Raw genomic sequence first — 26,059 nt, forward strand, 5'->3', positions numbered from 1 at the left:
CCGATTATGTCGTCAATCGCGCGCCATCCAAACGCCTGCAAACATACGATTTCGCGATATATCCGCCAGCAAGCGATATCAACGACCCGGAAAGCTTTTACCGTGAAACATCTTGACCAAGCCATCCATATCGCGCTCGAGGCGCACGAAGGGCAGACGGACAAGACTGGACGGCCTTTCTTTGAGCATTGCCAACGCGTCGCACTGCTGGTTTCCGGTGACGAGGCCCGCACGGTCGCCTATCTTCATGATGTCGTCGAAAAGGGAAGAGGATGGACGCTCGATCGTCTGCAGGAAGAGGGCTTCCCGACAAGGATTCTATCTGCCGTCGATGCCTTGACGCGGCGGCCGGGCGAGCCGGACGAGCAATTCATCCATCGTGCGGCAGCGAATGTGCTGGCTTTGCCCGTCAAGCGGGCCGACCTTGAGGACAATCTTTGGCAAAGCGAGCAGATAGGCAAGGACGCCGCAAAATATCAGCGCGGCTTAGACACCCTGCTCGAAATGGCGAGCCGAAAGTAGGGGATGCCTCCTTCGATGCTTGAGGGGCGTGATCCAATCGAGGGGAGCGATCATGGTTCTGATGACTTTAGCTCTGAACCCAGCTCCTCAGGGATCGCGGCCAAAATCCTTGCGGAGTTCGGTTTTTGCCTTCTCCAGCGTTGCGCGCCGGGATTTCGAAAGCTGATCGCCCGCCCGATTGATATAGAAGTTCAACATCGACATGGCGGATCGAAACGGACTGGATTTGCGGCGGTCGCTGTTTTCGGCGGATTCTTTGAGTGAATCGGCAATTTTCTTGGCGCTGCGCTCGTTGAATACGCCTTTCTTCAGGTCCATGGCATCACTGGTCTCATTGACGCGCTGTGACCATTTCTTCGATTTACCTTTGGGCATTGCTGCATTCCTCGTTGAAATTCGCGGTGCCGCCAGCAGCCCTGAAAGGCTGAGCTTGCCGGCGCTGGAATCCGAACAAGCGAGCTGCCGTCATGTTCCCCGTCATGGGGGCGAACATCGGCATCAGGCTTGTAGATTTCCCCTGGGCAATCTTGAAGAGACAACAGGCAGTATTAGTTTTGTGGCCAGAACCTGTCGCGCCTGACCGAAACAATGGTTGCCGAGGGAGCTGCCGATTGAGCGAAACCGAACGCGAGCTTCGCTATGCGTCCTGGCATAAGGATGCTGTCATCTACCAACTCCATGTGAAGTCGTTCTTCGACGCCAATGGAGATGGATTTGGCGATTTCGCCGGATTGACGCGCAAACTGGATTACCTGGCATCGCTAGGTGTCAACACGATCTGGCTTTTGCCGTTTTATCCATCTCCCCGCCGTGACGACGGCTATGACGTGCTCGATTATGAAAGCATCAGCGCGGAATTCGGGACGCTCGACGATTTCAGAAGGTTCGTGGAGGCGGCCCATGCCCACAACATGCATGTCATTACGGAGCTGGTTCTCAACCATACTTCCGATCAGCATCCCTGGTTTCAGCGTGCCCGAAACGCGCCGGCCGGGTCTCCGGAACGGGATTTCTACGTCTGGTCGGAAACGGACGACAAGTTTGCGGAAACACGCATCATTTTCGTCGATAGCGAGAGATCCAATTGGACCTGGGACCCGCTTGCCAACGCCTATTTCTGGCATCGCTTCTACTCCCATCAGCCGGATCTGAACTATCACAATCCTGCCGTCATCGAAGCGGTTTTGGATATCATGCGCTTCTGGCTCGATCTCGGCGTGGACGGCTTTCGCCTCGATGCTGTTCCGTATCTTGTTGAGCGAGAAAACACCAATAACGAGAATCTTCCTGAAACGCACAGGCTGCTCAAGCACATCAGAAAGACGCTCGAGGCAAGCTATCCCGGCGTCATACTCCTTGCAGAAGCAAATCAATGGCCGGATCAGGCACGGGACTATTTCGGAACAGGGGACGAATGCCACATGGCCTTCCATTTCCCGCTGATGCCGCGAATATTCACCGCGGTTGCAATGGGAAATTCCCAGCCGATCATCACCATGGTGCAGCAGACCGATGGCATCCCTGAGGAATGCCAGTGGGCCATTTTCCTCAGAAACCATGACGAGCTGACTTTGGAAATGGTCACCGAGGCCGAGCGCAATTTTCTTTGGGACACCTATGCTTCCGACGAACGCGCCCGATTGAATCTCGGCATCCGGCGTCGCTTGTCGCCGCTCATGGATCAGGATCGGCGTCGCGTCGAGCTTCTCCACATGTTGTTGTTCTCTTTACCCGGTAGCCCTGTACTTTACTATGGCGATGAGATCGGCATGGGCGACAATGTCGATTTGGGAGATAGAGATGGTGTTCGCACACCGATGCAATGGTCCAGCGGCAAAAATGCCGGATTTTCGGGCGGCGATCCAAAGACCCTCGCACTGCCGCTCATCGATAATCCCCGTTTCGGCTTCCAGGTAATCAATGTCGCCGCACAGGAGAAGGACCCGCATTCGCTTCTGAACTGGGTTCGTCGCATCCTGGCAATCCGATCGGCGCATCAAGCCTTCGCAAGGGGCGCGATTTGCTTTGTGAGCACGGAAAACCCGGCCGTCATCGCATATGTCAGAGAATATAAAGGCGAATGCGTTCTCTGCGTCGCGAATCTGTCAAACATCGCTCAGGCCGCCATGCTCGATTTACATCAATATTCGGGCAGTCGTCCCAGGGAGCTGTTTGGGAAGACGGCATTTCCGGCTGTGGGCAAGCATCGTTATCCGATCATGTTTCAGCCCTACGGTTATTTCTGGTTCCGGCTGAAGCCCTGAGGTGAGCCTTCCAGCCATCAAAACACGGTCGGCTCGCCCTTGTTTTCCTATTTGAGAAGGGCAGCTCTGGTTGCACGACGATCTTCGTGCCATTCGGCGGCAACAGGCTCAAAGCCTTACCGCAAGTTGTTGTGACCATTGGCCGGGTACGGATCAGGCGCGCCTGGCCGAGTTCAACGCGCCGTCTGTAACTACATAGGGCGGGAGCTCCAGATTCGAACGGAAATCGTCTCCGATATAATCGGTGTCGATGATCGACCGCCGCCGCAACTCGGGCAGCAGCCCGTTCACCAGCAGATCCTCCTGGTCCGGATTGCCGAAGCCGTGGAGCGAGAGAACATCGAGAATTCCGGCCCGAAAGCGTTCCTCGATCGCATCGGCAAGCTGCTCCGGCGTGCCGGCGACCGACCAGTGACCGGTTTCCTGCGCCTGAATGATGAGCTGCCGCAAGGTCAGTCCTTCACGCGCATAGCGGCGGAAGATTTCCACGCGGCCGCGCCGTCGGTTGATGCTGGTGACCTCAGGCAGCAGCGCCTCCGGCAAAGGCTTGTCGAGCGGCAGTTCGGAAAGATCGAGATCGCCGCCGAGCATGTCCGCCAGTTTCAGGCGACCTTGTTCGTAGTCGATCCGCTCATGCTTCTCCTTCAGGCGTCTTGCGACATCCGCATCGGAATCGCCGATCACCGAATGGAATGAGTTCATGATGAGGGGGAAGCCGGCTGCGCGCCCGAAGCTTGTCGCGCGACGCCGCAGTTCCGTGGCGAAAGCGATGGCATCCTCGAGCTTGGGCTGCGAGGTATAGACCACCTCGGCATATCGTGCGCCGACGGTGACACCGGCTTCCGACTGGCCCGCCTGGAACTGGACGGGGCGACCCTGCGGCAAAGGCGGCACGTTCAAGGGGCCGTCGACCTGGAAGTGCTTGCCGCGATAGTTGATCGGATGGAATTTTGCCGGATTGATACCGATCGCCCCGGACGCCTTGCGTTCGGCGGCATTGCGTTCATTGGCATCATAAAGCGCATTGACGATTTCGATGAATTCAGCAGCCCGCTCATAGCGCTCCTCCGGGCTTGGCAATGTCTCGCCGAAATTCTCCTCGCCGACAGAGGATGTCACGGCATTCCAGCCGGCGCGCCCGCCGCTTGCATGGTCGAGCGTGCCGATCTGGCGGGCCAGATTGTAGGGATAGTGAAAGGTGGTAGAGACGGTGGCGATCAGGCCAATGTGTGACGTCACCTGGCTCAAGGCGGCAAGCGCGATGATCGGCTCCTGGATGCCGGCGGTTCCGGCAAGTCCCGCCGGGTCGATATGGAGCAGGTCGGCCGTGAACAGCCCGGTGATCTTTTCCGCTTCCGCCTTGCGGGCGAGCTCGATGGCACGCTTGATGCCGGTGACGGGGCTTGTGTCGTTTCCGGCGGAAATGACGCTGCTTGCTCCGGTCAATGTCTTGAGGCGTCGGGGACGATTGTGGGTCATCGCGAATTTCCTTGATATCGTCGGCAATGTCAATTGTTATAATCTATATTTTTAATAGACTATTAGATCGAGCAATGATGTTTTAATCGTCGGCTGCACAATGAAAGATCGTGCCGTGCGACACCCTCCTGAAATTATACGTCCTGAGCCACCGAAGCATTGGGTGATCGAGAGATGGCAGGGTCGATCGGTGGGTTCCCGATGATCGGCAGTCTCTGGATAGGCTTCAGCTATCGGCAGGAGGCATTCCCTTGGCTGATATGTCGGCCATGGGAATTTTCGTCCTTCGGCAAGGACTGGGCATTGGATCTGGGGCTACGGAGGCGAGTGAGATGGATTTGCCTAAACATCTTGGCGATTATCGGAACCAAAAGCGCACGCCCGCGTAGATTTAGACGACGAGCCTTCGTTCGGTTCTGGCGAGGAGCGGAATGTCATGAACCGCTTCAATACCCACGAAGGGTAATTTGCTTTCCCTCCACGGCGACACGCAGCGTAACTTCGAAAGGAGGACCTGATGTCGAATTATACACCTCTGGTCCTGTTTTTCATCTCTGCAGGGCTGCTGATATGCATGATCGGTATCGGCTTGGCGTCTCTTATTCAGTAAAAACATCCCGATGACAGCTCTCGATGAGCAAAAGCCGATGGTCGCGACCGAAGAGGTTCGGGAGCAACTGAACGATTAAAGCCGGAATCCAGGATATGCCGGGCGCCACTTTTCAGGCCCGATCGGCGACATCGGATTTTCGTGGAAGTGTCGAAAGCATGTTATGGATATTTACGTCACTGGTTCTAAGCAGGGTGAGGAAGGCAATCGAATTTTTCCGTCAGATATCGGAGCCGCTTTGGAATCGTTGCTCTTCTATAGTTAGCGAGATGCTCTCCATAGAAGTTACAGACTCGGACGCGAAATATAGGACGACATGGGCATATCACGGCTAGGGAACGGCGGTTCGCGCAAAACCAGTCTCTATGAGGAGCTCTTCGGGCGGCTGAAGGCCGAGATTCTCGATGGGACGGTGCCCGAGGGCGCAGTGTTGACCGAGGCCGCTCTTGCGGGCTTGATAGACAGCAGCCGAGCGCCGGTACGTCGGGCACTCCAGCTCCTCTTCGAGGATGGATTGATCACACGGTTTGATGGCCGCGGTTTTATTGTCGGCAAGACAGGGACTCTTCCGAGGCGGATCAAACTTGCGGACTATCTCGGCAAAATGTTCGACGGGGATGACGACAGGCCGATATTCGCCTGGCAGGCGCTCTATGAAGATGTCGAGAGCATCGTCGTCTATCGCTCCTTTTTCGGCCGCTATCGCATCAATGAAAACGAGCTCGCACGGCATTTCGGCGTTGGGCGTGGGGTAGCACGCGACGTACTGCTGAAGCTCGAAACGCTCGGCATCACCGAAAAGGACGATAATTTCCGCTGGTCGATCGTACCGCTCGACAGCCAGCGCATTCGCGACCTCTACGAGGTGCGCGAGCAAATCGAGCCGGCGACCCTTGCAAGTGCCCTGGGCGGGCTTTCGAACGAACATGTCGACACAATGCTTTCAAGGCTGGCGCTGGCGCTTGCAGATTATCCCGATGTATCGGCCTCGACCATGTATGAGCTTGAGCTGGACCTTCATCTGCGCAGCCTGCAGGCTTGCCCGAACAAGGAGTTCCTGAGCATCCTGAAGCGGACTCACTGCATCCTGACCCTCAGCAAGCACATCGTCGGCAGCCGCATCAAGAGGCCGGAATACGAGCCCTTCCTCTCCGAGCATATCGGTGTCTTCAAGATGGTGCAAAAGCGCGATGAGGAAGGGCTGAAGAAAGCGATGCGTGATCACATCAGCAATTCTCAGCCCAACGTACAGGCGCGTGCCGCTTATATCCGCGAGCACTATCAACCGGACGAATACAGTTTCATCCTCTAATACGGAACGGCATCAGGTGATGGCGCCGACCTGCCAGGGAACGAATTCATTATCGCCATAGTCGAAGATCTCGCTCAGCGTCTTCTTTCCGGAGGCGACAGCGATGATTTCTTCGAAGATCCGTTCGCCGGCCGCCTCGATCGTATCGTCGCCGCTGACGATGTCGCCACAATTGATGTCCATATCCTCGCGCATATGGTTGTACATCTCGGTATTGGTGGCGATCTTGACGCAGGGCGCCGGCTTGAAGCCGGAGACGGAGCCTCGGCCCGTCGTGAAGCAGATTACATTGCAGCCGCCGGCAACCTGGCCGGTGACGGCGACGGGATCATAGCCGGGCGTGTCCATGAAGACGAAACCGGGTTCATCGACGATCTCCGAATATTCGTAGACGGCCTTCAGCGGCATCGAGCCGCCCTTGGCGACGGCTCCGAGCGACTTCTCGAGGATGGTCGTCAACCCGCCGAGCTTGTTTCCATAGGAAGGGTTGTTGTTGAGTTCCGCACCGTTGCGGCGGGTATATTCGCGCCACCAGTCGATCCGGGAGAGTAGCTTTTCTGCGACCGCAGGCGTAACCGCTCTGCGTGTCAGCAGATGTTCCGCACCGTAGATCTCCGGCGTTTCCGCCAGAACCGAGGTGCCGCCATTGCGCACGAGAAGATCGGAGGCATAGCCGAGCGCCGGGTTGGCCGATATTCCGGAATAGCCATCGGAGCCGCCACATTCCAGGGCCAATTTGATCCCCGAAAGCGGCTGGACGGTGCGCTTGGCTGAGTTCACCTCGGGCAACATGTCTTTGATCATTTCGGAAGCGGCCGCGATTGTCTTGCGGGTACCGCCGAGATCCTGGATCGTCATGGTGCGCAGGCGGTTTCCTTCCTCAAGCTTGTAATGCTCCAGGATGGGTGCGATCTGATTGGTTTCGCAGCCAAGGCCGATCATCAGGATGCCGCCGAAATTCGGGTGCCGCGCATAGCCCTGGAGGGTGCGGGCCAGGTAGCGGTAGCCCTCCGATTGGGTGTTGATGGCGCAGCCGCCGCCGTGGGTCAGCGCCACGACACCATCGACATTGTCGAAGCCCTCAAGCCCGCCGGTGCGATTGAAATGTTCGGCGATATATTTCGAGACGGTTGCCGAGCAATTGACCGTCGTGATGATGCCGATGAAATTGCGCGTGCCGACGCCGCCGGCGCCGCGGTCGAAGCCCATGAAGGTCCGACAGTCCTCTTGCGGCAACATGCCCATCTCTTCGATATCGACGCTGAACTGGTAGGGATGGTCGGATTCGATCACGGCCAGGTTCTGTAAATGGACGTGGCCGCCGGCCGGAATGAACTGTGTCGCGACGCCGATCGGCTGACCGAATTTGCGGATCTCCTGGCCGACCTGGATATCGCGGACTGCCACCTTGTGACCGCGCGGGATCTGGTCTGCCGCGATCAAGCCGTCGATGCCGGTCGGGCTGCCGGCGCGGATCATCGCGCGAGCGACCGCGACATCGTCGATGGGGTTGAGCAGGATGACAGGCGAAACGGCGGACATAGGAAGTTCCATATGGTTGGATTAATGTCTATTGCTAGCAATAGACAATTATTCGAGGGAAGACGTCAAGCACGATCGACGTTAGCGCAGGGCTTGCTTTCAGTTGCGTGGTTGGCGCGCCAGCCAGGCGGAAAGATCGACTTCTGCACGTTCGAGCGCGCTGTGGTTGAGAAGTTTTCTTAAGAAGGCGACGGCAACCGCGCGCGCTCTCAGATTGAAACGACCATCATCATCCTGACCGCCAAGCGGCTGATAGACGCCGAGTTTCACATAGAGCTGCTGCAATCGGTTCTGAACGCTGCGGACCGAAAGATTGCGCCGCTGGGCGATCGCGCGATCGGTCAATCCAAGGGCGATATCGATCAGGATCTCGTATTCGGCCTCGGTGAACCCGTTAACATTGCCGAGGCTCTTTTGCTGCATGCCGCGCACCTCACGGTCGATAACGCACTGGCTTTCGATGAAGATGCTGCGAAGCGCCAGCTTCAGGCGGTCGTCCGAGGCGGATTTCAGAACATATCCGTAGACGGCGCCGGCAGGCACGATGCGCGAAACGCCGCGAACATAGGCCTCGTCTGAATAGTTTGACCAGAAAAGGATGCGTGTCTCCGGTCGCTCCTTCCAGATCGTGCGGGCCGCTTCGATGCCGTTGCGCTGGCTCATCTGCAGATCCATGACGATATGAGACGACCTCAAATCCCGCGCCAGCCGTTCGCCCGTATTGCCATTTTCTGCCTCCAGCACGCCATCGCATTCGGGAAGTGCGGCGCGGATCGCTTCATTGAGATAGGAGCGATGGAGCGGATCGTCTTCGATGATCAGAACCTTCATGCGGCGGCTCCTCCGGCCGTCTGCGCCTTGGCAGGCAGGTTGACACTGACGATCGTTCCACCGGAGGCTGCTGCGGCCTTGATCGTGAAGCGTGCCGAAATCAGGCGCGCACGCGTCCGCATATTTTCGATACCGCCGCCCGATAGTCTGCGGGTATTTCCAAGTCCGACACCGTCATCCACGACATCAATGGTGACCGCACCCTCGGGTGCTTTCAGATGAACCGCAATGTTGCCGGCCTGGGCATGGCGAATGGCGTTGTTGATGGCCTCTTGCGCAATGCGGAATAGGGCAATGGACACCGACTGTTCAAGGCAGTCGATCGCGCCGCCGGTCTCGTCGTTCAGTGTCCAGATCAAAGTCGCGCCGCTCTCCTGGATCGACCGTTCGAGATGGTTCTCGATCGCCTGCGCGAAACCGAACAGTTGAAGGACGGAGGGCTTGGCCTCCTCGATGATCTGGCGAAGATCGTGCATGCTGTGTTGCAGCCCGCGAAAGAGCGGCTCAAGCGCTTCGCCGGTGACATCGGGCTGTCGCGCGAGCCGCTCCAGCCGTCTTGAGAGACGGGTCAGGTCGGCCAGAATCTGGTCGTGGAGGTCCATGCCGATGCGCTGCCGCTCGGCTTCCAGGGCCTCAGTCAATTTCAGGGCACCGAGGCGCAGACCCTCTTCGCGGGCACGAGCTTCGGCTTCCACGATTGCCGAGCGTTTCGCTTGGTCGGCGGCGCGGATTGCAAAGAAATGGGGTGCCAGCAGATCGGCAATGACGCGGGCACTTTCGATATCTCGCATGGTGTAGAAGCCGGTCTGGTGGCTCGAGCAGGAAAGCGCACCGATGACATGCCCCTGGACTTTCAGAGGCACGTGCAGACGGCTATGCAGCGATTGATGAAAGATCGGATGTGAAAACGCGCCCTGGAAATGGAATTGGGGATCATTCCAGGCGTCGTCGGTCAAGAGGTAGTCCGTCTCGCCCCATAGAAGCGTGCGGATGGGGCTATTGCTCACGGGGGCGGGAAAACGGCGACCCCAATCCGTTTCCAGTCCGCTTTCATAGGCGGTGTGAAATTGCTCGTCCATCAGGATGATACAGACATCCAGATGGTCATGCGGGATGACGTGGCTGATTTCGGCGGCGACCGCCTGGATGACTGAGTGAAAGTCGAGCTGACCGGCGAGAAGCCTCGATATATTGAGATAATGGTCGAAGACCGATTGCGGCGCCAGATCGCGCAAGATACGCCCTCCCAGGCAATGCGCCGACCTATGCTCCTCCGGTCGCTCGCAGCATGCAAATTTCCGGCACTATTAAGCGCCGATCCGAGAGATCCGTCTTGCGGATTTGCGCATCTTTTCTGCGGGATCCCGCAAGGTCCCGCCCTTTAAGCGCCTGTACAAGCGTCACAATCTCGGACATCCTGTTTCTACTGACAGGGCAACCTTCAGTGCAAATATTATTTTCGATCGTTCGTTGAGGAGCACGCTCGAAAATCTTGGCCTGGAAGATGAAGTACAGGCGCTTTGGGAGGAAAAAATGAATATTGCCAAGATGCTTATGGCGTCCGCCGTCATCGCTTGCGTTGCCGCGCCGGGGGCTGCCTTTGCCGATACGTCATCCAAGAAAATTGCATTATCGAACAATTATGCCGGCAATTCCTGGCGCCAGGCCATGTTGACGAGCTGGCAGAAGGTTACGGGTGAAGCGGTCAAGGCCGGTGTCGTCGCCGCGGCTGATCCGTTCACGACGGCTGAAAACCAGGCAACTGAGCAGGCCGCCCAGATCCAGAACATGATCCTGCAGGGTTATGATGCGATCGTCATCGATGCTGCCTCGCCGACGGCGCTGAACGGCGCGATCAAGGAAGCCTGCGATGCCAAGATCGTCGTCGTTTCCTTCGATGGCATCGTCACCGAACCCTGCGCCTGGCGCATCGCCGTCGACTTCAAGGGCATGGGTGCCAGCCAGATCGAATATCTCGCCAAGAAGATGCCGAAGGGCGGCAATGTGCTCGAAATCCGCGGGCTTGCAGGCGTTTCCGTCGATGATGAGATCTCGGCCGGCATCCATGAAGCTGCCGCCAAATACCCGCAGTTCAAGATCGTCGGTTCGGTTCACGGCGATTGGGCTCAGGATGTCGCCCAGCGTGCTGTTGCCGGCATTCTGCCCAGCCTTCCCGATATCGCCGCGGTCGTGACCCAGGGCGGCGACGGCTACGGTGCCGCTCAGGCCTTTGCCGCCGCCAAGCGTCCGATGCCAACCATCGTCATGGGCAACCGCCAGGACGAGCTTGCCTGGTGGAAGAAGGAGAAGGATGCCAGTGGCTACGAGACCATGTCGGTCTCGATCGCGCCAGGCGTCTCCACGCTGGCCTTCTGGGTTGCCCAGCAGATTCTCGACGGTCAAGAGGTGAAGAAGGATTTGGTCGTACCATTCCTGCGCATCGATCAGGACAATCTCGAAACCAACCTTGCCAACACGCAGGCGGGCGGTGTCGCGAACGTCGAGTATACGCTCGACGACGCCAAGAAAGTCATCGCGGCGGCGAAGTAACCGATATCTGCGAACCGTAGAGACGGGCGCCGCCGATAAAAGGTGGCGCCTGCTGATGCAACGCCCGATCCGGACGATCCATGATTGCAGCGAAAGACAGTGTTTTGAAGAGACAGGATGCCGGCCCGCAGGCCGTCGTCTCTGCCCATGGCATCAAGGTGCATTTCGGTGCTGTGAAGGCGCTCGATGGCGCCGACCTGACGGTTCATGCCGGCGAGTGCATCGGGCTCGTTGGTCATAATGGCGCTGGCAAGTCGACGATCGTCAACGTCATCAACGGCGGTCTCAGCCCACACGAGGGCAGTGTCACCTATGAGGGAGACGACAGCGTACACGGCATCAACGCAGCGCGCGCTCACGGAATACGTTGCGTTTTTCAGGAATTGTCACTTGCGCCCAATCTCACCGTCGTCGAGAACATGCGGGTGGTCCATCGCGGCCTTGCCGGCTGGAACTGGCGGCGGCAGGCGGCGGCAATCGTTCGCGCCAAGCTCGCCGAAATTTTCCCCGGCCACAGGATCGACGTCATGCGGACCGTCGGCGAACTCTCGATCGCCGAGCGGCAGATGGTGGAGATCGCGATCACCTTTTGCGCCGTCGGCGAGAAGCCGAAGCTGGTCATCCTCGATGAGCCGACGTCTTCACTTGATGCCGGACTTGCCGCTCAGCTGATGGCCTATGTGCGCAGTTTTGTGCAGGCCGGCGGAGCCGTCATGCTGATCTCGCATATTCTCGGTGAGATCCTTTCGACCGCAAGCCGAATTCTGGTCATGAAGGACGGTCGCGTCGTTGCCGATCGCATTGCTCAGGATTTCACCGTCCACAGCCTGGTCCAGGCGATGGGCAGTGTCGTCAAGGAACAGGATCGCAGGGGCAGGAGCGGAGGGAACATCGCATCGTCTCCTCTGCTTGCGCTGCCGGCGCGAGGGGGAAGGGGCCTTGGCTTCAACGCCCGCCGGGGCGAAGTGATAGGGCTTGCCGGGCTCGCCGGCCATGGCCAGACCGACATGTTGCTCGATCTCCATCGCTCGCTTTCTCACAACTGGCTGCCGGGCAGGCAAGACAATATCGCTTTTGTTGCCGGCGACCGCAGCTTGAACGGCACGTTTCCGCTTTGGAGCATACTGAAAAACCTCAGCATTGCCTCGCTCAGCGATTTTTCGCGTCTGTCGGTCGTTGATAGCGGCCGCGAGGATCGTCTCGGTGCTGACTGGAAGGGTCGCATCGAAATCCGGACGCCGACGATGGCAAACGGCATTTTGTCCTTGTCGGGCGGCAATCAGCAGAAGGTTCTGTTTGCCCGCGCTCTGGCCACGACCGCGCCGATCGTGCTGATGGACGATCCCATGCGCGGTGTCGATATTGGTACCAAGCAGGAGGTCTACAGGATCTTGAGCGACGAGGCTTCGTCCGGTCGGACGTTTATCTGGTATTCCACCGAGATGGACGAGATTCGCCTCTGCGACCGGGCCTACGTCTTTCGCGACGGCGCCATCGTGTCGGAGCTGATTGGAGAGGACATCACGGAGGAAAATGTGTTGGCGGCTTCCTTTGCCGGGGAGGGCGCATGAGCCGTCCGTCATCCGCTACCCTGCGCCTGCTCATTCCGGCGCTGTCGCTTGCCGTCCTGCTCGCTGCGGTCTTTTATCTGCAGCCACGCGCCATGAGCTATATCGGCCTCAATCTGCTCTTCAATCTCGCCGTGCCGATTGCGCTGGCCACGATCGCGCAGATGATGATCATGGCGGTCAACGATCTCGATTTGTCGATGGGCACCTTCGTCAGCTTCACGGCCTGCGTGGCGGCGACCTATCTGCAATCTGCCCCGCTCATCGGTATCCTCATTCTGGCGGCCGCAATTGCCGTCTATGCCGCGATCGGCGTCGTCATCTATATCAGGGATCTGCCATCGATCGTCGTGACGCTCGGCATGAGCTTCGTCTGGGGTGGCTTAGCGGTTCTGCTGTTGCCGGCACCGGGCGGCACCGCGCCCGATTGGGCGCGCTGGCTGATGACTTCGAAGCCGCCGTTAATCCCCATCGCGATCATAGCCAGCATCGTCATCGCGCTGTTTGCCCATCTGATCGTCATGCGCTCTTCCTTTGGAGTATTGATCCGCGGTGTGGGCGGTAATCAGCGGTCGCTGCAGCGGGCCGGCTGGTCCGTTGTCGGTCTGCGTGCTGCCGCCTATGCGCTGGCGGGCTTCTTCGCCGTATTGGCCGGCATTGCCCTTGTCGGCCTCACCACCTCGGCTGATGCGAATATCGCGTTGCGCTATACCTTGCTGTCGATCGCAGGCGTCATCCTCGGCGGCGGGGAGTTTACCGGCGGCCGCGTCTCGCCTATGGGCGCCGTCATCGGCGCCCTGACATTGACCCTGGCGGGCTCCTTCCTGTCGTTTCTGCGGATCTCGCCCGACTGGCAGATCGGTGCGCAGGGCGCGATCCTGATCATCGTGCTTGCCCTCAGGCTCTTGCTCAATCGCGTCGAAAAGCGGGAGAAACAATCATGATCGCGCTTGCCACGCTCGGCCGTAAACCCTGGATTTGGTCCTTCATCGCCGCAATCGCGGTGTGGATCATCACCGTTCTCTTCACCGGCGGCGCGAGTTCCATCGGCCTGTCGCAGGCGGCACTCACCTTTGCGGCATTCTCTGTCATCGTCGGCATCGGCCAGATGTTCGTCATCACGCTCGGGCCAGGAAACATCGATCTCTCCGTGCCGGCGACCATGACGCTTGCTGGCACCATCGCGCTGAAACTCATGAATGTCGAGGACAGTATGATCGTGCCGGGTTTGCTGGTGTCGGTCGTCATCGGCCTCGGCATCGGTCTCGGCAATTACGCCCTGATCAAGCTCTTGCGCATTCCGCCGATCATCGCGACGCTCTCCATGAGCTTCATCATTCAGTCGACCGCCATCTGGAGCAATCGCGGCCTTCGCATCAAGCCGCCCGAATATCTGGCCGAGTTCACGACGTCGGGGGTGTTCGGCATACCAAATGTCGCCATCGTCGCTTTGTTGCTCTCGGCGCTTGCCTGGATTCTTCTGGAAAAGACGATCTACGGCCGCTGGATCTCGGCGATCGGTCAAAGCATGTTTGCGGCGCGCATGGCAGGCATCCCTGTCGACGGAACGCGGCTTGCGACCTATGTGCTCTGCGCCATCCTCGCCTCGATCTGCGGCTATCTGCTCGCGAGCTTCTCCGGCGGCGCGGCCCTCAACATGGGCGCGGAATATCTGTTGATGTCGATCGCCGTCGTCATCATCGGCGGGACGGCGGTTGCCGGCGGCGATTCCAACGTGCCGGGCATCTGGGGCGCCTCGCTGTTCATGTTTCTGGTCGTCTCGATGCTGAACACCTACGGTTTCGGTGCAGGCCCAAGGCTCGTCCTCACCGGCCTGATCATTATTGCCGTCATTCTCGTGGCCGGCGGCCGTCCGATTGGCGGGCGCTGAACTCTCTCCCAAAAGACCCCAGGAAAACTGTGATGTCCAACGACGCTCCTTCCATTTACGAAATCTACGACACGCGCTTCCGCCATCTGATTGTCCCGAGCGCCGGCCTGGAGGAGCTTTATTCCGATTGCCGCTGGGCGGAGGGTCCGGTCTGGTTTGCCGATGCCGGATGCCTGATCTGGAGCGATATTCCCAACGAACGCATGCTGCGCTGGGTGCCGGGCGGCAATGTCTCGATCTTTCGCTCACCCTCGAATTTCGCCAATGGCAATACGCGCGATCGCCAAGGGCGGTTGATATCCTGCGAACATGGCGGCCGCCGTGTGACGCGCACGGAGATCGACGGCTCGATTACCGTGCTTGCCGACAGCTATAAGGGCAAGCGCCTGAACTCACCCAACGACGTGATCGTCCGCTCGGATGGAACGGTCTGGTTTACCGACCCGACCTACGGCATTCTCTCGAATTACGAGGGTTATAAGGCGGAGCCGGAGCAGCCGACCCGCAATGTCTACCGCCTCGATCCGTCGACAGGGGAGTTGGATGTCGTGGCGGATGATTTCCGCCAGCCGAATGGCTTGGCTTTTTCACCGGACGAGACGAAACTGTATGTTGCCGACTCCGCCGCAAGCCACGACATCAGCGCCCCCCGCCACATTCGTGTCTTCGATGTCGTGGACGGTAAGAGACTCGCAAACGGTCAAGTCTTCTGCAACATCGACACAGGTATTCCGGACGGATTCCGTGCCGACATCGACGGCAACATCTGGACCAGCGCTGGCGACGGCGTTCATTGTTTTGCAGCTGATGGGACTTTGATTGGCAAGATTAAGATACCACAGACAGTCGCTAATCTTACATTTGGTGGTCCGAAGCGGAACCAGCTTTTTGTTGCGGCAACGCGGTCGCTTTATCGGGTCTTTACTACTGCAACTGGGGCGCAGATGCCTTGAAACTCTAACTCCTGGTGCCTTGTGTTACGTCGAGGCCTTGCGCAGGGCGGAGGACTATTGTCATTGTTTGACGCTGCACAATGGATTGAGGGCAGGCAAAGATGTCCAAGGAACCGGCTCTCTCAGTGCACAATCAACGGTTCTTGACCATGTAGTGGGGGCGGCTTTAGATGCCTGGCTTGGCAGAAAGCGGTTGCTACTATTGGATACCAGGGGCGCGTCTTGCCGAAATAACTAAACTTCGGAACAGATCGCGCAGCTTAAGGTTCCGCTCACCTGTTTGCCTGTGCATATTCTGAAGCTTGAACGGTTCTATTAAAATAATTAATGATGGGCTGATTTCCGGCCAAGCAGATGGATAAAAGTATGTGGGCTTCTAAAACGGACTATGCCAAACTTTACTCGCCTGAGTACTTTGGAAAGTCCTCCGGGAGTGCCAGCTACAATGGCAGCGATTTTGAACGCGTTTTTTTCAATCTCTGCAAGGCCAATAATATTGATTCATTGGTCGATGTTGGCTCTGGAAGTGGAAAGCTTAAGCAGTCGGCCGTATCAGCGGGGATGACGGTCTTCTCATGTGATTTTGATCCCGTAGATAAAGATGCTTTTCATTTTGATCTCTCGCTTGAAGATGCAGAAGCCGCAGCCACACTATATGATCAAATAGGCGATCGGGTTGGTTCAGCAGAGTATATTACTACATGTCTCGACGTTTTAGAGCATATTGACATCGAGGATGTCAGTAACGCTCTCTGGAACCTGCACACGATAATAGGAAACCTGGCTGTCGTATCCGTGTCCACACGACCAAGCAGCCGCGGAAATAAGTATCACTCGACAGTTTTGCCTCTATCAACGTGGAAGTATTTGTTCGAGCTTTCAGGGTTTGAGATTGCCGATCCGCATTTTTGTTCCGAAGGTCGCAGAATTCTGCCGCCCACTAGCAATGATCCGCTGCTGGGACTTGTCTCTCATTGGGCCCAGGCTGATATTTTCAAGGATCGGCTTGATGGAGAGCCGACCTATCTTCTATTGCGGAAAGCAAAGCGACCAACCGACAAAGAAAGCCGCCTGATAAAAATAGACGCAGTGCTCGATATTGCCTATAGAAAGGAAAAACGACTTGCTTTTCATGAGCGACGTTTACAAGCTATTGCTTTAAATATCGGTCATTTTCAGGATTTTCTGACTCTTCGTCCTCTGTTAGACATTATTCCAAGGGGGCAGTGCTCCGCGCTAATTTGGCACGACGGGCTTCAATCCGACGAAATGTCAATGATCGTGGGCCACTTCGAGCGCAATGGGATTCCGATAATAATCTATCGGACAGTTGCCGAGATCGATTGGCGAGGACTGTCCGTCCGCACCCTTGTTTCCGGCTCCGAATCAACGGTGGCAGTCAGTCATGCATTAAACGCGCAGGTTATCGAAGCTGCAAAGTTGTGGGGCGTCAAAACGGTGTTGCTGCAGCATGGGATATGGATTGAACCCATGCAACATCGCGAAATCAATTTTGCCTCCGACACTATTTTAGCATGGGGCGCGGAACATGAGCGGTTTAGCAGCGGTAAGCATTCTGCAGCCGGGATTTCCAGATCTTATAGCGCGTTGAACAATGGTCGCTTTAAAGCGGCAGGCTCGCCGAAATTTCATGACTCGTTGCTGCAAACGAACTCGGATGTCCTCCGATGGCGGTTGGGTATCAATATATCGAACTACAGCGAACACGTTCTTCTAGGAATTAATTTGAAATGGCCTCAACATCAGGATGAGAGGTCGCATATTTTAGCGGGCATACGCCGGATGATTCAAAGCAATCCGGAAAAGTTATTCATCGTAAAACCTCATCCGTCTGAACGGCATTCTGAATATGCAGAATTGAGAGCAGATAATACACTTGTACTGGACGACATCCTACTGGGCTGTCTCGATTTATCGGTGTCGAGGCTGTTGGGCGGAATCGCAACAGTTGTGTCTTCTCTTTCGACCTTGTTGCTTGACGGTGCTGTGTTGGGCCGCCGTTGCATCCAGTACAATACCGGAAACAGGCTTCACTATGAATTATGCAAGCCGATTTCCGTTAACGATCTGCATCTTGCGATAAAGAATCCTCTCGCAGCTTCGTTGAGCAGCAAAGATTTTGCATCATACTATAACGATGCGGGCAACGATCATTTTTACGAAGTATTTGCTGAAGCTGCTGGCGACCAATCCTCCAGTAGCCACAGTTGAGGCGACGGCGGGCGCAAGCAGTGCTTGGGCGGGATAAATAATGTCTCTGCTTCCGATAGAGAGTTTACGGAAATACTATCGCATTTCCCTTGGCAAATTTAACACTGGTGCGAGCATCCTTGCTGCAAGATGTGTGGCGGCTTTGCTCGCTGCTGGTACCTCAATACTCTCCCCGCGGCGGATGTAGCGTAAGCTGGAGGTCGCGCAAGCCACGGCTGCCGTCGCGGCTGCCGGTTGCGGCGACTGCGGTGAAGATGCGTTCGGCGTCGTCGTACATTTTCAGATTGAGGTAGCAGTATCCGCGCAGCACCATCAGATCGACGCGCTCCTGCTGCAACTGCGCGCGTTGGTCGAGATAGAGCAATGTCTCGTGATAGCGCTTGCCCTCGAAGGCCGAGAGTGCGCGGTCGGCCAGTATGGCGACCTGCAATTCGGCGGCGCGCTGGTGGTTCATCGGCGCCTTGGTCGCAGCGACGGCGGCATTATTGGCGAGGCCGGCCCGCAGATAGGCAAGGCTCTGTCCGTAGGCTGCTTCTTCGCGCGATTTCGGATCCGTGTTGCTCAAGGCAACATCAAAGGCTTCTACCGCTTCCATTGGCCGATTGAGGTTCATCAGGCACCAGCCGCGAGAAAGAGCACTGGCAGGCGTCAGCAGCCGCGCATTGACGGTGGTATTGCATCCCGCCGCGTGCCGTGTCGAGCGGGTCGCCACCCGGGCACGCGTCTCCGGTTCGGCATAATTCGGGGACGGCGCACGGCGCAGAGGGGCTACTCGTTGCACCGGGGGCTCAGCGTTGACGTAGGGCTGCGTTACAGGAGGCTGGGGCGCGACCTGAGAGGCCATCGGTTGCAGGTTCTGCGGTTCGCCTTGCTGCATCGTTGTCTGGGGCAAGGTTTGTGGGGCAGGCTGCAGTGTCTGATTGGGAGACGGCAGCGGTTCTGACGTCGGCGTGCGCGGCGCCGGCTCGCCGAGTACGGCGATACGTTGGGAGCGACCGGCCCACAGTCTCTGGACTTCGGCGACGCCCACGCGGTCGTTCAACTGGTTGCGCGTAATCGCAAGGCCGTAGGCGGAAGGCTCATCGTCGGGTTTCCAGCGCAAAGCCGTCTCGAACCAGCGAGCAGCAGCCTGCGGCTGGTTCATCGAGCGAGCAAACCACCCGAACTGCTGAGCCGTCGGGACATATTTCTGCTTCACGACCTCCGCGGCGATACGGCCGAGAGCATCTTCGCTAAGGCTGGCCGGCGGTTGGAGCGCCATCAGATTGGCGGTTGCCGCAAGGTAGGTCGCCATCGCGTCCTTGGATTCATTGCGCCATTTATACATGGCGTCTTCGGCTTCCTGCGGTTTGCGGTCGGCAATCAGCACCAGAGCCAGCCCCTGCGAGATTGTGGCCGAATCTTCCTTCTCATGCGCGGCTTTGAACCATTGCTCGGCGTCGGGATAATTGCCGCGGCGCAAATAGTACCAGCCGAGAAGCGCATCATCGGATGCAAGGCCCTGACTGTGCGCGACACGCTCCACTTGAGACAGATAGTCTTGCGATACAGTCAGTTTGGGATCGTCATTGCCCTGGGCAACGAAGCGGCGAGCCAGATCGGTCCTTATGCTGTCGAATTCGCGCCCGCCATTGCCGTCTGGTTTTTCCAGAGACAGGAGATCCTGCATCGGCTGATAGGGCAGCAGGGCCGCCGCCTTCTGGATGGTCGCAAGTCTCTCCTGCGGATTGGTGCAGGTCTTCAGAATATATTTGTAGGCGTCCTGGCCGCGGGCTGCACGATCGGTGCGGATGAAAGCTTCGGCGACGCGCCAGAGAACGTCGATATCGCTGCAGGTCAGCAGGCTCGGCGTTCTGGCGCCGATGTCGATCACGGTCTGATATTGCTTCAGATCGGAGGCGTTGACGAGCCGGGTGCGGGCCTCCGCGATATCCAGACGCTCCAGCAGATCGGCGGGCGGTTGCCATCCAGCTTCGGCAGCCTGGCGATCGGCGACAGCCTTGCGCACCTCGGCATAACGGCCCTCTGAATAGAGCTGCCACATGGCTTCGAGCTGCTTGTCGCTGTTTTGCGGGATAGCCAGCGGATCGGCAGGAGGCTTCCAATTCGGATAGAGCGTCTGCAATCGGGATATTTCTGCCTGGAGCCGCGCCTTGTCGCCACGGCTTGCAAAATAGCGCAACGCGCTTTCGTCGACCTTCGGCTGATTATCCGCAGCTTGTGCAGGGTTGGTTTGCTGAGGCGATTGCTTTGATTGCGGCTGCGCCTGCTGTGGGGCGGCCTGGGCGATCGAATCGGCAGCGGTCGTATTTGCCGACGAGGCATTGTCGGGGAGAACAGCCGACGGCGCAGCCGCCTGTATATGGTCGGCAAGTACCTGCAAGTCGGCGGGTTGTCCGGAGCTGCCGGCCGAGCTGTTGTCGGCAGTAAGCATCGTCTGCGGCTCAAGGCGTGCCGACTTTGCCAGCTTGATCTTGTCTTCCGGCGAATCGTGATCCTTCGTCGCGAGCGTAAATCCCGCCACGGCGACGGCCAGGAAAGCCATGATCAAGGTGGACTTTATAAACACTCCGGATGTCTCTCCGTGACGAAAGCCAGGCTCAACAGCTGCAAGGTGGCTGGATAGTAAAGCGATGGGGTGAACTGCCGAACCGAAGCAGGCAGTTTCGCTCCGCTCACCACACACGCCACAACATCGTTAACAATTCTATAACCCGGATCTGGAAGCAGGTCCTTCGGCTTGCCGGTCGTCAGATCGATCGTTGCAGGTTCGTCCTCCTCGACGGTCATGCCCTGCTGCAGACGCGAAAGCAGCGCCTTGTCGCCGATGCCTGCGCGCGCCAGGTAAAGCGGGATCCTGACGCTATTATAACCGAATTCCGCCTCGAAGCCGTCTGCCGGTTCCGGCTTCGCCTTCAGGCTAACCCAATCGGCGGGAAGCTTGCGCGGACCAAATTGCAGGGCGCGCAGCAGGGCAAGGCCATCATCGCTGAGCTTCTGCCAGCGATCGGAAGGCACCAGAAGTGCCATGACGGGAATTGCCTCGAAGACCCAATAGGATGGGTTGATGACAGGTCCATCCTTGCGCCCGGGTGGCCGATAGCCCTCTACGCCGGGAATGAGCAGTGTCCGCCCTGCGGAACTGATGACGACATGGGACAGGATCGACTTGGCCATGCTCGCAGCCGCCTGCAGATAATCCCTATTATTCCATGCCGATCCTGCCAGTGCCAGAGCGTAGGCAATCAGCAGATCGCCATCGGATGCATTGTTCGTGTCCGTCACATGCGGGGTGACGGCCGGATCCCATTTCCAGACGGCAAGGCCATCGTCACGCAACAACAGTTCCGTGCGGGTAAAATACCAGATCTGTTCGAAATCGGCCGGATTATTGGCGAGGTAGGCAAGCAGCATACCATAGCCTTGCCCCTCGCTGTGGCTGATGCCGCCATTGCCGTTATCGATGATGCGTCCGTTCACATCGAGAAATTTCGCTTTGTAGGCAGTCCAGGTCTGCGGATCGATCGTCGCGCGTTGAGCAGCAGCCGCCTGCGCTGCCGCAAGGATGGCAGCACTGCAGATGGCAAGAACAAGGCGCCGGAGTTTCATTCGCGCCTGCCGATCTTGGAAAGAACGCTTGCCGTGCTCACCCCGAGCAGAAAGGAACCCACCACGAACAGGAAGGCGTAGGACAATATGTTGCTGGAAAGCCAATTTGCAGCGATCAGCCGATAATTCGTCAGCGACCAGGGCTGGGAGACGACAAAGGTGAACCGGCTGACGGGCACGGTATCGATCTTTCCCGTTTTGCCGGAATAGACGGTGATGCGGCCGCTGATCTGCGACCAGGTATGCTGCGCACTCATCGCCTCGGCGCCCGCTCGCAGGTCTCCGGCGCTGGGCGCGGTGACAACGGTCCAGGTCGCGTCATTGCTTGGATTGGCCTCTTGGGCGATCAGGAAGCTGTTGGCATTCGAGGGCGTGAATACCTGTTCGGAACTGGGAATGAAGCGCAGCGAGCTCAATGTGATGTCGAAATTGCGATGCATCCATTGCTGGAAGTTCTGCATCTGCCCCTGCAATATCCCGCCGTTGATGCGCGAGCGCCAATCGGCAATCGTCACGGAGGCTTCCGGGATATTACCCTGGCCAGGGGCGGGTGGACGCCAGGCCACCTGGCTGGCAGCTGAGATATTCATTTGCGAAAGGATTGTCGATGGCAGCTGCGAAACGGAACCTATGAACAGCGCACTACGAGTGCCGACGGCATTCGGCGAGGCGGTCGGTTCGAAAGGGATGGGGTGACCGGCGGTGAGAGCCATCTGGCCTAGGAGCGTTGCGGTCGCGGACAATGTGTCAACATCCGGGCGGTCGATGAAGAGTGCGGCGGGCTCGGTCTCGCGGCTGTAGGGGTAGCCTGTGCCGGCGAGAGCCGCGAGGTTCGGGCGCTGTGCGATCCTAGCGAAATCCGGTACGGTGAACTGGCTCGTGTCGAATAGTGCAAATCGCGGTGTCGTGCTCGATGTCGCGGCGGGCGCGCAGGCGGTATCCTCATCGGCGAGCAATATGGCTTCAAGCGTGATCGTGTTCAGGCCCGGCTTGAAATGGCGCATGGTGATACGGATAGGCAATTGCCGGAAAATGCCACCCCCGGTTGCCGTGATCGGCTTGGTCGTGGCGATGCTGCCATTGACATAAACATCGATATGGCTGCCAGGTCGCACATCCTTCGCATAGGCTGCATCCAGCAGGATGGTGGCCTCGCCATAGGCATTCGCATAGAAATCGGACGGGATCGCCACGTTGAAGCTGGTATGGAAACGCCGGCCGGAGAATTCTGTCGTCCTGACGCCCAACTGCTCGAAGGAAAGACTGGTGCCGGAATAGATCAGCGGCGCATCAGGTGCGGACCATCGTTGCGTTAACAGCAGATCGCGGCGGGTATTGGGGTCGCGGTCAGTCGGCGAAACAACCATGTCGATCGCGGATGCGATCGACTGCCAGGACGGGCCGCTGATAAGGAGAAGCTGCTGACCGCTGCGTGGGTCCGTCGCAAAGGTCGCCAAGGCCCCATTTTGGGCCGCGGCTGGAACGGCAAAGACGGGCTGCAGCTCCGCCGGCGTGCCGACGACGACGGCCATCTTGCCGGGGCCTGCTGGAGGTAGGGCATCCGTGCCGAACGAAAAGGCTTCGTTCGGCATTCCGCTCAAAAGCGCCAGTCCCTGTGCCAGACGCAGGATCGGCTTGGTCGTTCCCGGTTGAGCCAATGCCGGCACGACCAGATTGAACTGTGTCTTGCCGGTACCGTCGACACCGATCGCGCGGATGGCGTCGGTGGTGGTGAGTTTCTCCGCTTCGCGACTGGCGAAGCTGAGATAAGTTCTTGCGGGATCGATATCGGACCAGAGCTCGTACGTCGACGGAATGTCGCAGTCGACGCGGTGGCGCTGCGTCGCCTCGAAGGTCAACAGATTGGCGCCGGGCTGCAGCAGCCCGCGCGGGATATCGAAGCTGATATCCGACTCGTTGTCCGAGGAGCCGATCTGCTGCTGATGGACGGCGCGGTCATTCACGAGGACCGTAAGCTGCGATGCCTCCGGGGCGACGACCACCGCGTTCTGGTAGGCAAAGGTAAGTTTCGCGGGCGCCGCCGCCTGCTCCGGCGTCAGATAGATCGACCAGGATTTGCGGTCGGCTTCACCCTCCAATCGCAGCTTTGCGTAGGGAACGACATAGCGGCGGAATGCCGACGGGTCGGTGCTGGCGGTTGCCTGTTTCGCCTTTGGCGCCACTTGCGGTGTCGTCTGGGCGGGAGTGACAGGGGTTGTGACCTGCGGCGTTGCCGTCTGTGGAGTAACAGCCGGCGGCGTCATGACTAGGGGCGGAACAGCTTGAGGAGCTGCGGTCTGCGGTGCTACGGTCTGAGGAACCGTGACCGGAGGCACCGCTGCCTTCGGTGGCTCTGTCTGCGGCACGGCAGTTTGCGGAGTTATGATCTGAGGCACCGCCGGCGCTTCGCCTTTCGGCCGCTCGCCGGACATGTCGAAAGGCATCGTCTGGGCCTGCGCCGTAACGGCGCCAAGGATAAGCAAGAGGGCGGGGAGGGCGCGGTTCATCAGCTTCTGGCCTTCGCATCCTGCCGCTGCTGCTTGCGATCCGAGCCAACACCCCTGAACAGGTAGATCAGACCCCGGCTGGTCTGATAGAGCGACATGCTCAGAAACCAGAAGGTTCCGCGGATGATGCCCGGATTGCGCCGCCGCGCCTGCTGGAACTTCGTCCATTGATCGGAATTGGCAAAGACGAGGTCGGCAATCAGGCGATGGTCGGCAGCACCCCTCGGAACATATTGGCAGCCGATGGCGGTAATGTCGCCCATCTGCTCGATATTACGAACCACGACCGACAGGGTCACCATGTCGGCGCCACTATAGGGCTGGAAGCGGATGATGGCTTCCGAGCCGACCGCGACGGGTTCCAGATCCTTGTTGAAGACGTTCAACCTGGCGCCATGGACGGAGACGTCCTCGATAGAAGCGGAATTCCAGCGGCCGTCGATCCCGAACTCGCTGCGGCGGTCGACTCTGACGCGCCGCGAAGATGCACGCTCGCCGCGTTCGGAGACGACGCCGAGCGCGCAGCCGGAAAGGATGAGATTGATGATGTTCCAGCCCCCGACGACAAGCGTAACGTCGGCCTTATAGGGCTCCGCATAGACGCGGTAGATTGTGACCGCCAGTGCGATGATCTGAACGGCGAAAATAACGAAGAACGGGCGGCTGATTTCCGAAAGCCGGCTGACGGCGATCGATTCGTCCTTGGCCGTAACCTTGAAAGTCGGTTTGCGGGGATTGAGCATGACCGAGACGACGGCCGGCAACAGGTGCACCGTTTGTACATATTCATAGAGTTCGGAAATCCACGGCCAGCGGAACGACCCGTAGAGATAGTTCTGCATCATCAGGTTCACGAGCATATAGGCAAGGGTATAGGCGAGGAACTCGCTGCCCGATGCCGTGAAGATCTCGAGATCGAAGAAGAGGTAGAAGAGCGGCGCAAACAGGAAGATGACGCGCGGAAACGGAAACAGCCAGAACAGCGTCGACGACATGTAGCAGAGCCGTTGCGGCAGCGTCAGGCCGCGCTTCAGGAGCGGGAAGCGGAAACGCAGGATTTGCATCATGCCTTGCGCCCAGCGGCTACGCTGACCGATGAAGCTTGCGAAGGTCGCCGGCTGCAGGCCGGCAATCAGCGGTTTGTCGACATAGATGCTATTCCAGCCGGCGCCATGAAGCGCAAGCGCGGTTTCGCAGTCTTCCGTGATGCTGATGCCGCTAAAGCCATTTTGCGATTGCAGCGCCTTGCGGCTGAGCACGGCGGCCGAACCGCAGAAGAACGCGGCATTCCATTTATCGAGGCCGCGCTGGATGATGCCGTAGAACATCTCGTTCTCGCTCGGCATGCTGTCGAAGGTGCGCAGATTGCGCTCCAGCGGGTCCGGATTGATGAAGAAATGAGGGGTCTGAACGAGAAAAAGCTTCGGATCGTCCTCGAAGTAGCCGACGGTTTCGCGCAGGAAATCACGCGCAGGAGCATGGTCGGCATCGAAAACGGCGATCAGGTCGCCGTTCGAATGCTCCAGCCCGTTGTTGAGGTTGCCGGCTTTGGCATGTTCGTTGCGGTCGCGCGTCAGATATTCGACATCCAGATCGGCGCACAGCCGCTTGAGCTCGTCATGGCGCGCGATTGCGGCCTGCGATTCCAGGATTTTGGTCGAATTGCGCTTCTGCAATGTGCCGCCATCGTCGAGCAGCCACACTTTGAGCTTGTCGGCTGGATAATCCATCGCCTTGGCGGAGGCGAGCGTGTTGGCCAGAAGATTGGTATCTTCATTATAGGACGGAACGAAAACATCGACGCTCGGGAAATTCTTGGTTTCGGAAGCGCGCTTGGTTCGTGGCGGCAGCGGAGTAGCAACGATGAAGAGGCTGAGCATCAGCATCGCCACGTTGTACATTTCGGCGAGATAGAGCAGCAGCCCGGGAATGAAGTTTTCCAGCTGGTTTACGGGCGGTATCGTATAGGACGTGCGCCAATAGACATAGCGCAGAACGATGGCCGTGCCGAAAGCGAGCGCCACGAGCCGCCATGTTCCCTGACGCTTGAGGATCTTGATGATCGCCATCAGGGTGACAACCACGGTGCTGGCAATCAGCTGCGTTTGAAGGTTGACCGGCAACGTGATCAGCACGATTCCGCATAGTGCTATCACGGCCCATATCAAGATGCTGCGTGCAGTCTGCAT

Annotated in this window: 17 protein-coding genes and 1 pseudogene; 9 read left to right on the forward strand and 9 right to left on the reverse strand. The window is 58.2% G+C overall.

Annotated features, from left to right (window positions below):
* Positions 1-102 precede the first annotated feature (102 nt).
* Complete coding sequence (locus tag FBZ97_RS31275) at positions 103-522, forward strand: HD domain-containing protein (protein WP_145323876.1); 420 nt, start codon at positions 103-105, stop codon at positions 520-522.
* Between the two features lie 87 nt (positions 523-609).
* Here the strand turns inward: FBZ97_RS31275 and FBZ97_RS31280 are convergent, their stop codons facing one another.
* Complete coding sequence (locus FBZ97_RS31280) at positions 610-897, reverse strand: DUF3175 domain-containing protein (RefSeq protein WP_113333602.1); 288 nt, start codon at positions 895-897, stop codon at positions 610-612.
* Between the two features lie 236 nt (positions 898-1,133).
* Here FBZ97_RS31280 and treS point away from each other — a divergent pair.
* A pseudogene (treS, locus tag FBZ97_RS31285) lies at positions 1,134-2,780 on the forward strand (maltose alpha-D-glucosyltransferase); the annotation flags it as partial.
* Positions 2,781-2,939: 159 nt separating this feature from the next.
* Here treS and FBZ97_RS31290 read toward each other — a convergent pair.
* Complete coding sequence (locus tag FBZ97_RS31290) at positions 2,940-4,265, reverse strand: NtaA/DmoA family FMN-dependent monooxygenase (RefSeq protein WP_145323872.1); 1,326 nt, start codon at positions 4,263-4,265, stop codon at positions 2,940-2,942.
* 926 nt (positions 4,266-5,191) lie between these two features.
* Between FBZ97_RS31290 and FBZ97_RS31295 the strand changes: the two genes are divergently transcribed.
* Positions 5,192-6,187 (forward strand): GntR family transcriptional regulator, encoded by a 996-nt coding sequence (locus FBZ97_RS31295; protein ID WP_145323870.1) that lies wholly within the window; start codon positions 5,192-5,194, stop codon positions 6,185-6,187.
* Positions 6,188-6,199: 12 nt separating this feature from the next.
* On the opposite strand, the gene FBZ97_RS31300 is transcribed toward FBZ97_RS31295, so the two are convergent.
* The 3 genes from FBZ97_RS31300 to FBZ97_RS31310 form a co-directional block, all read right to left on the reverse strand.
* Positions 6,200-7,729: an altronate dehydratase family protein gene (locus FBZ97_RS31300; RefSeq protein WP_145323868.1), complete on the reverse strand. Its 1,530-nt coding sequence runs from the start codon at positions 7,727-7,729 to the stop codon at positions 6,200-6,202.
* 99 nt (positions 7,730-7,828) lie between these two features.
* Complete coding sequence (locus FBZ97_RS31305; protein ID WP_145323866.1) at positions 7,829-8,560, reverse strand: response regulator transcription factor; 732 nt, start codon at positions 8,558-8,560, stop codon at positions 7,829-7,831.
* Entirely contained in the window at positions 8,557-9,795 is a 1,239-nt protein-coding gene (locus FBZ97_RS31310) for a sensor histidine kinase (RefSeq protein ID WP_145323864.1), read from the reverse strand. Before FBZ97_RS31310 ends, FBZ97_RS31305 begins: the two co-directional genes overlap by 4 nt.
* A gap of 298 nt (positions 9,796-10,093) precedes the next feature.
* On the opposite strand from FBZ97_RS31310, the gene FBZ97_RS31315 reads away from it, so the two are divergent.
* The 6 genes from FBZ97_RS31315 to FBZ97_RS31340 all read left to right on the forward strand — a co-directional run bounded on the left by FBZ97_RS31315 (position 10,094) and on the right by FBZ97_RS31340 (position 17,754).
* Positions 10,094-11,110 carry an ABC transporter substrate-binding protein gene (locus FBZ97_RS31315; protein ID WP_113333623.1) on the forward strand — a complete coding sequence of 339 codons (1,017 nt, stop codon included), beginning with the start codon at positions 10,094-10,096 and terminating at the stop codon, positions 11,108-11,110.
* 80 nt (positions 11,111-11,190) lie between these two features.
* Positions 11,191-12,681 carry a sugar ABC transporter ATP-binding protein gene (locus FBZ97_RS31320; RefSeq protein ID WP_145323862.1) on the forward strand — a complete coding sequence of 497 codons (1,491 nt, stop codon included), beginning with the start codon at positions 11,191-11,193 and terminating at the stop codon, positions 12,679-12,681.
* The gene (locus FBZ97_RS31325; RefSeq protein ID WP_145323860.1) at positions 12,678-13,622 is read left to right on the forward strand and encodes an ABC transporter permease; all 945 of its coding nucleotides are present in this window, start codon (positions 12,678-12,680) and stop codon (positions 13,620-13,622) included. Before FBZ97_RS31320 ends, FBZ97_RS31325 begins: the two co-directional genes overlap by 4 nt.
* Complete coding sequence (locus FBZ97_RS31330) at positions 13,619-14,569, forward strand: ABC transporter permease (protein WP_069615646.1); 951 nt, start codon at positions 13,619-13,621, stop codon at positions 14,567-14,569. The genes FBZ97_RS31325 and FBZ97_RS31330 overlap by 4 nt, the downstream gene beginning before the upstream one ends.
* Positions 14,570-14,601: 32 nt before the next feature.
* Entirely contained in the window at positions 14,602-15,522 is a 921-nt protein-coding gene (locus FBZ97_RS31335) for an SMP-30/gluconolactonase/LRE family protein (protein WP_113333612.1), read from the forward strand.
* 354 nt (positions 15,523-15,876) lie between these two features.
* On the forward strand, positions 15,877-17,754 hold the full coding sequence (locus tag FBZ97_RS31340; RefSeq protein WP_145323858.1) for a hypothetical protein: 1,878 nt from the start codon (positions 15,877-15,879) through the stop codon (positions 17,752-17,754).
* 160 nt (positions 17,755-17,914) lie between these two features.
* Here the strand turns inward: FBZ97_RS31340 and FBZ97_RS31345 are convergent, their stop codons facing one another.
* The 4 genes from FBZ97_RS31345 to bcsA are packed head-to-tail and all read right to left on the reverse strand — an operon-like array spanning position 17,915 to position 26,059.
* Positions 17,915-20,323, reverse strand: coding sequence for a cellulose synthase (locus FBZ97_RS31345; protein WP_246661913.1), 2,409 nt, complete (start codon positions 20,321-20,323; stop codon positions 17,915-17,917).
* Positions 20,314-21,363: a glycosyl hydrolase family 8 gene (locus FBZ97_RS31350; RefSeq protein ID WP_145323856.1), complete on the reverse strand. Its 1,050-nt coding sequence runs from the start codon at positions 21,361-21,363 to the stop codon at positions 20,314-20,316. Before FBZ97_RS31350 ends, FBZ97_RS31345 begins: the two co-directional genes overlap by 10 nt.
* The gene (locus tag FBZ97_RS31355) at positions 21,360-23,870 is read right to left on the reverse strand and encodes a cellulose biosynthesis cyclic di-GMP-binding regulatory protein BcsB (protein WP_145323854.1); all 2,511 of its coding nucleotides are present in this window, start codon (positions 23,868-23,870) and stop codon (positions 21,360-21,362) included. The genes FBZ97_RS31350 and FBZ97_RS31355 overlap by 4 nt, the downstream gene beginning before the upstream one ends.
* Positions 23,870-26,059, reverse strand: coding sequence for a UDP-forming cellulose synthase catalytic subunit (gene bcsA, locus FBZ97_RS31360; RefSeq protein ID WP_145323852.1), 2,190 nt, complete (start codon positions 26,057-26,059; stop codon positions 23,870-23,872). The genes FBZ97_RS31355 and bcsA overlap by 1 nt, the downstream gene beginning before the upstream one ends.

Source organism: Rhizobium sp. ERR 942, from assembly GCF_007828395.1.
Taxonomy (GTDB): domain Bacteria; phylum Pseudomonadota; class Alphaproteobacteria; order Rhizobiales; family Rhizobiaceae; genus Rhizobium; species Rhizobium dioscoreae.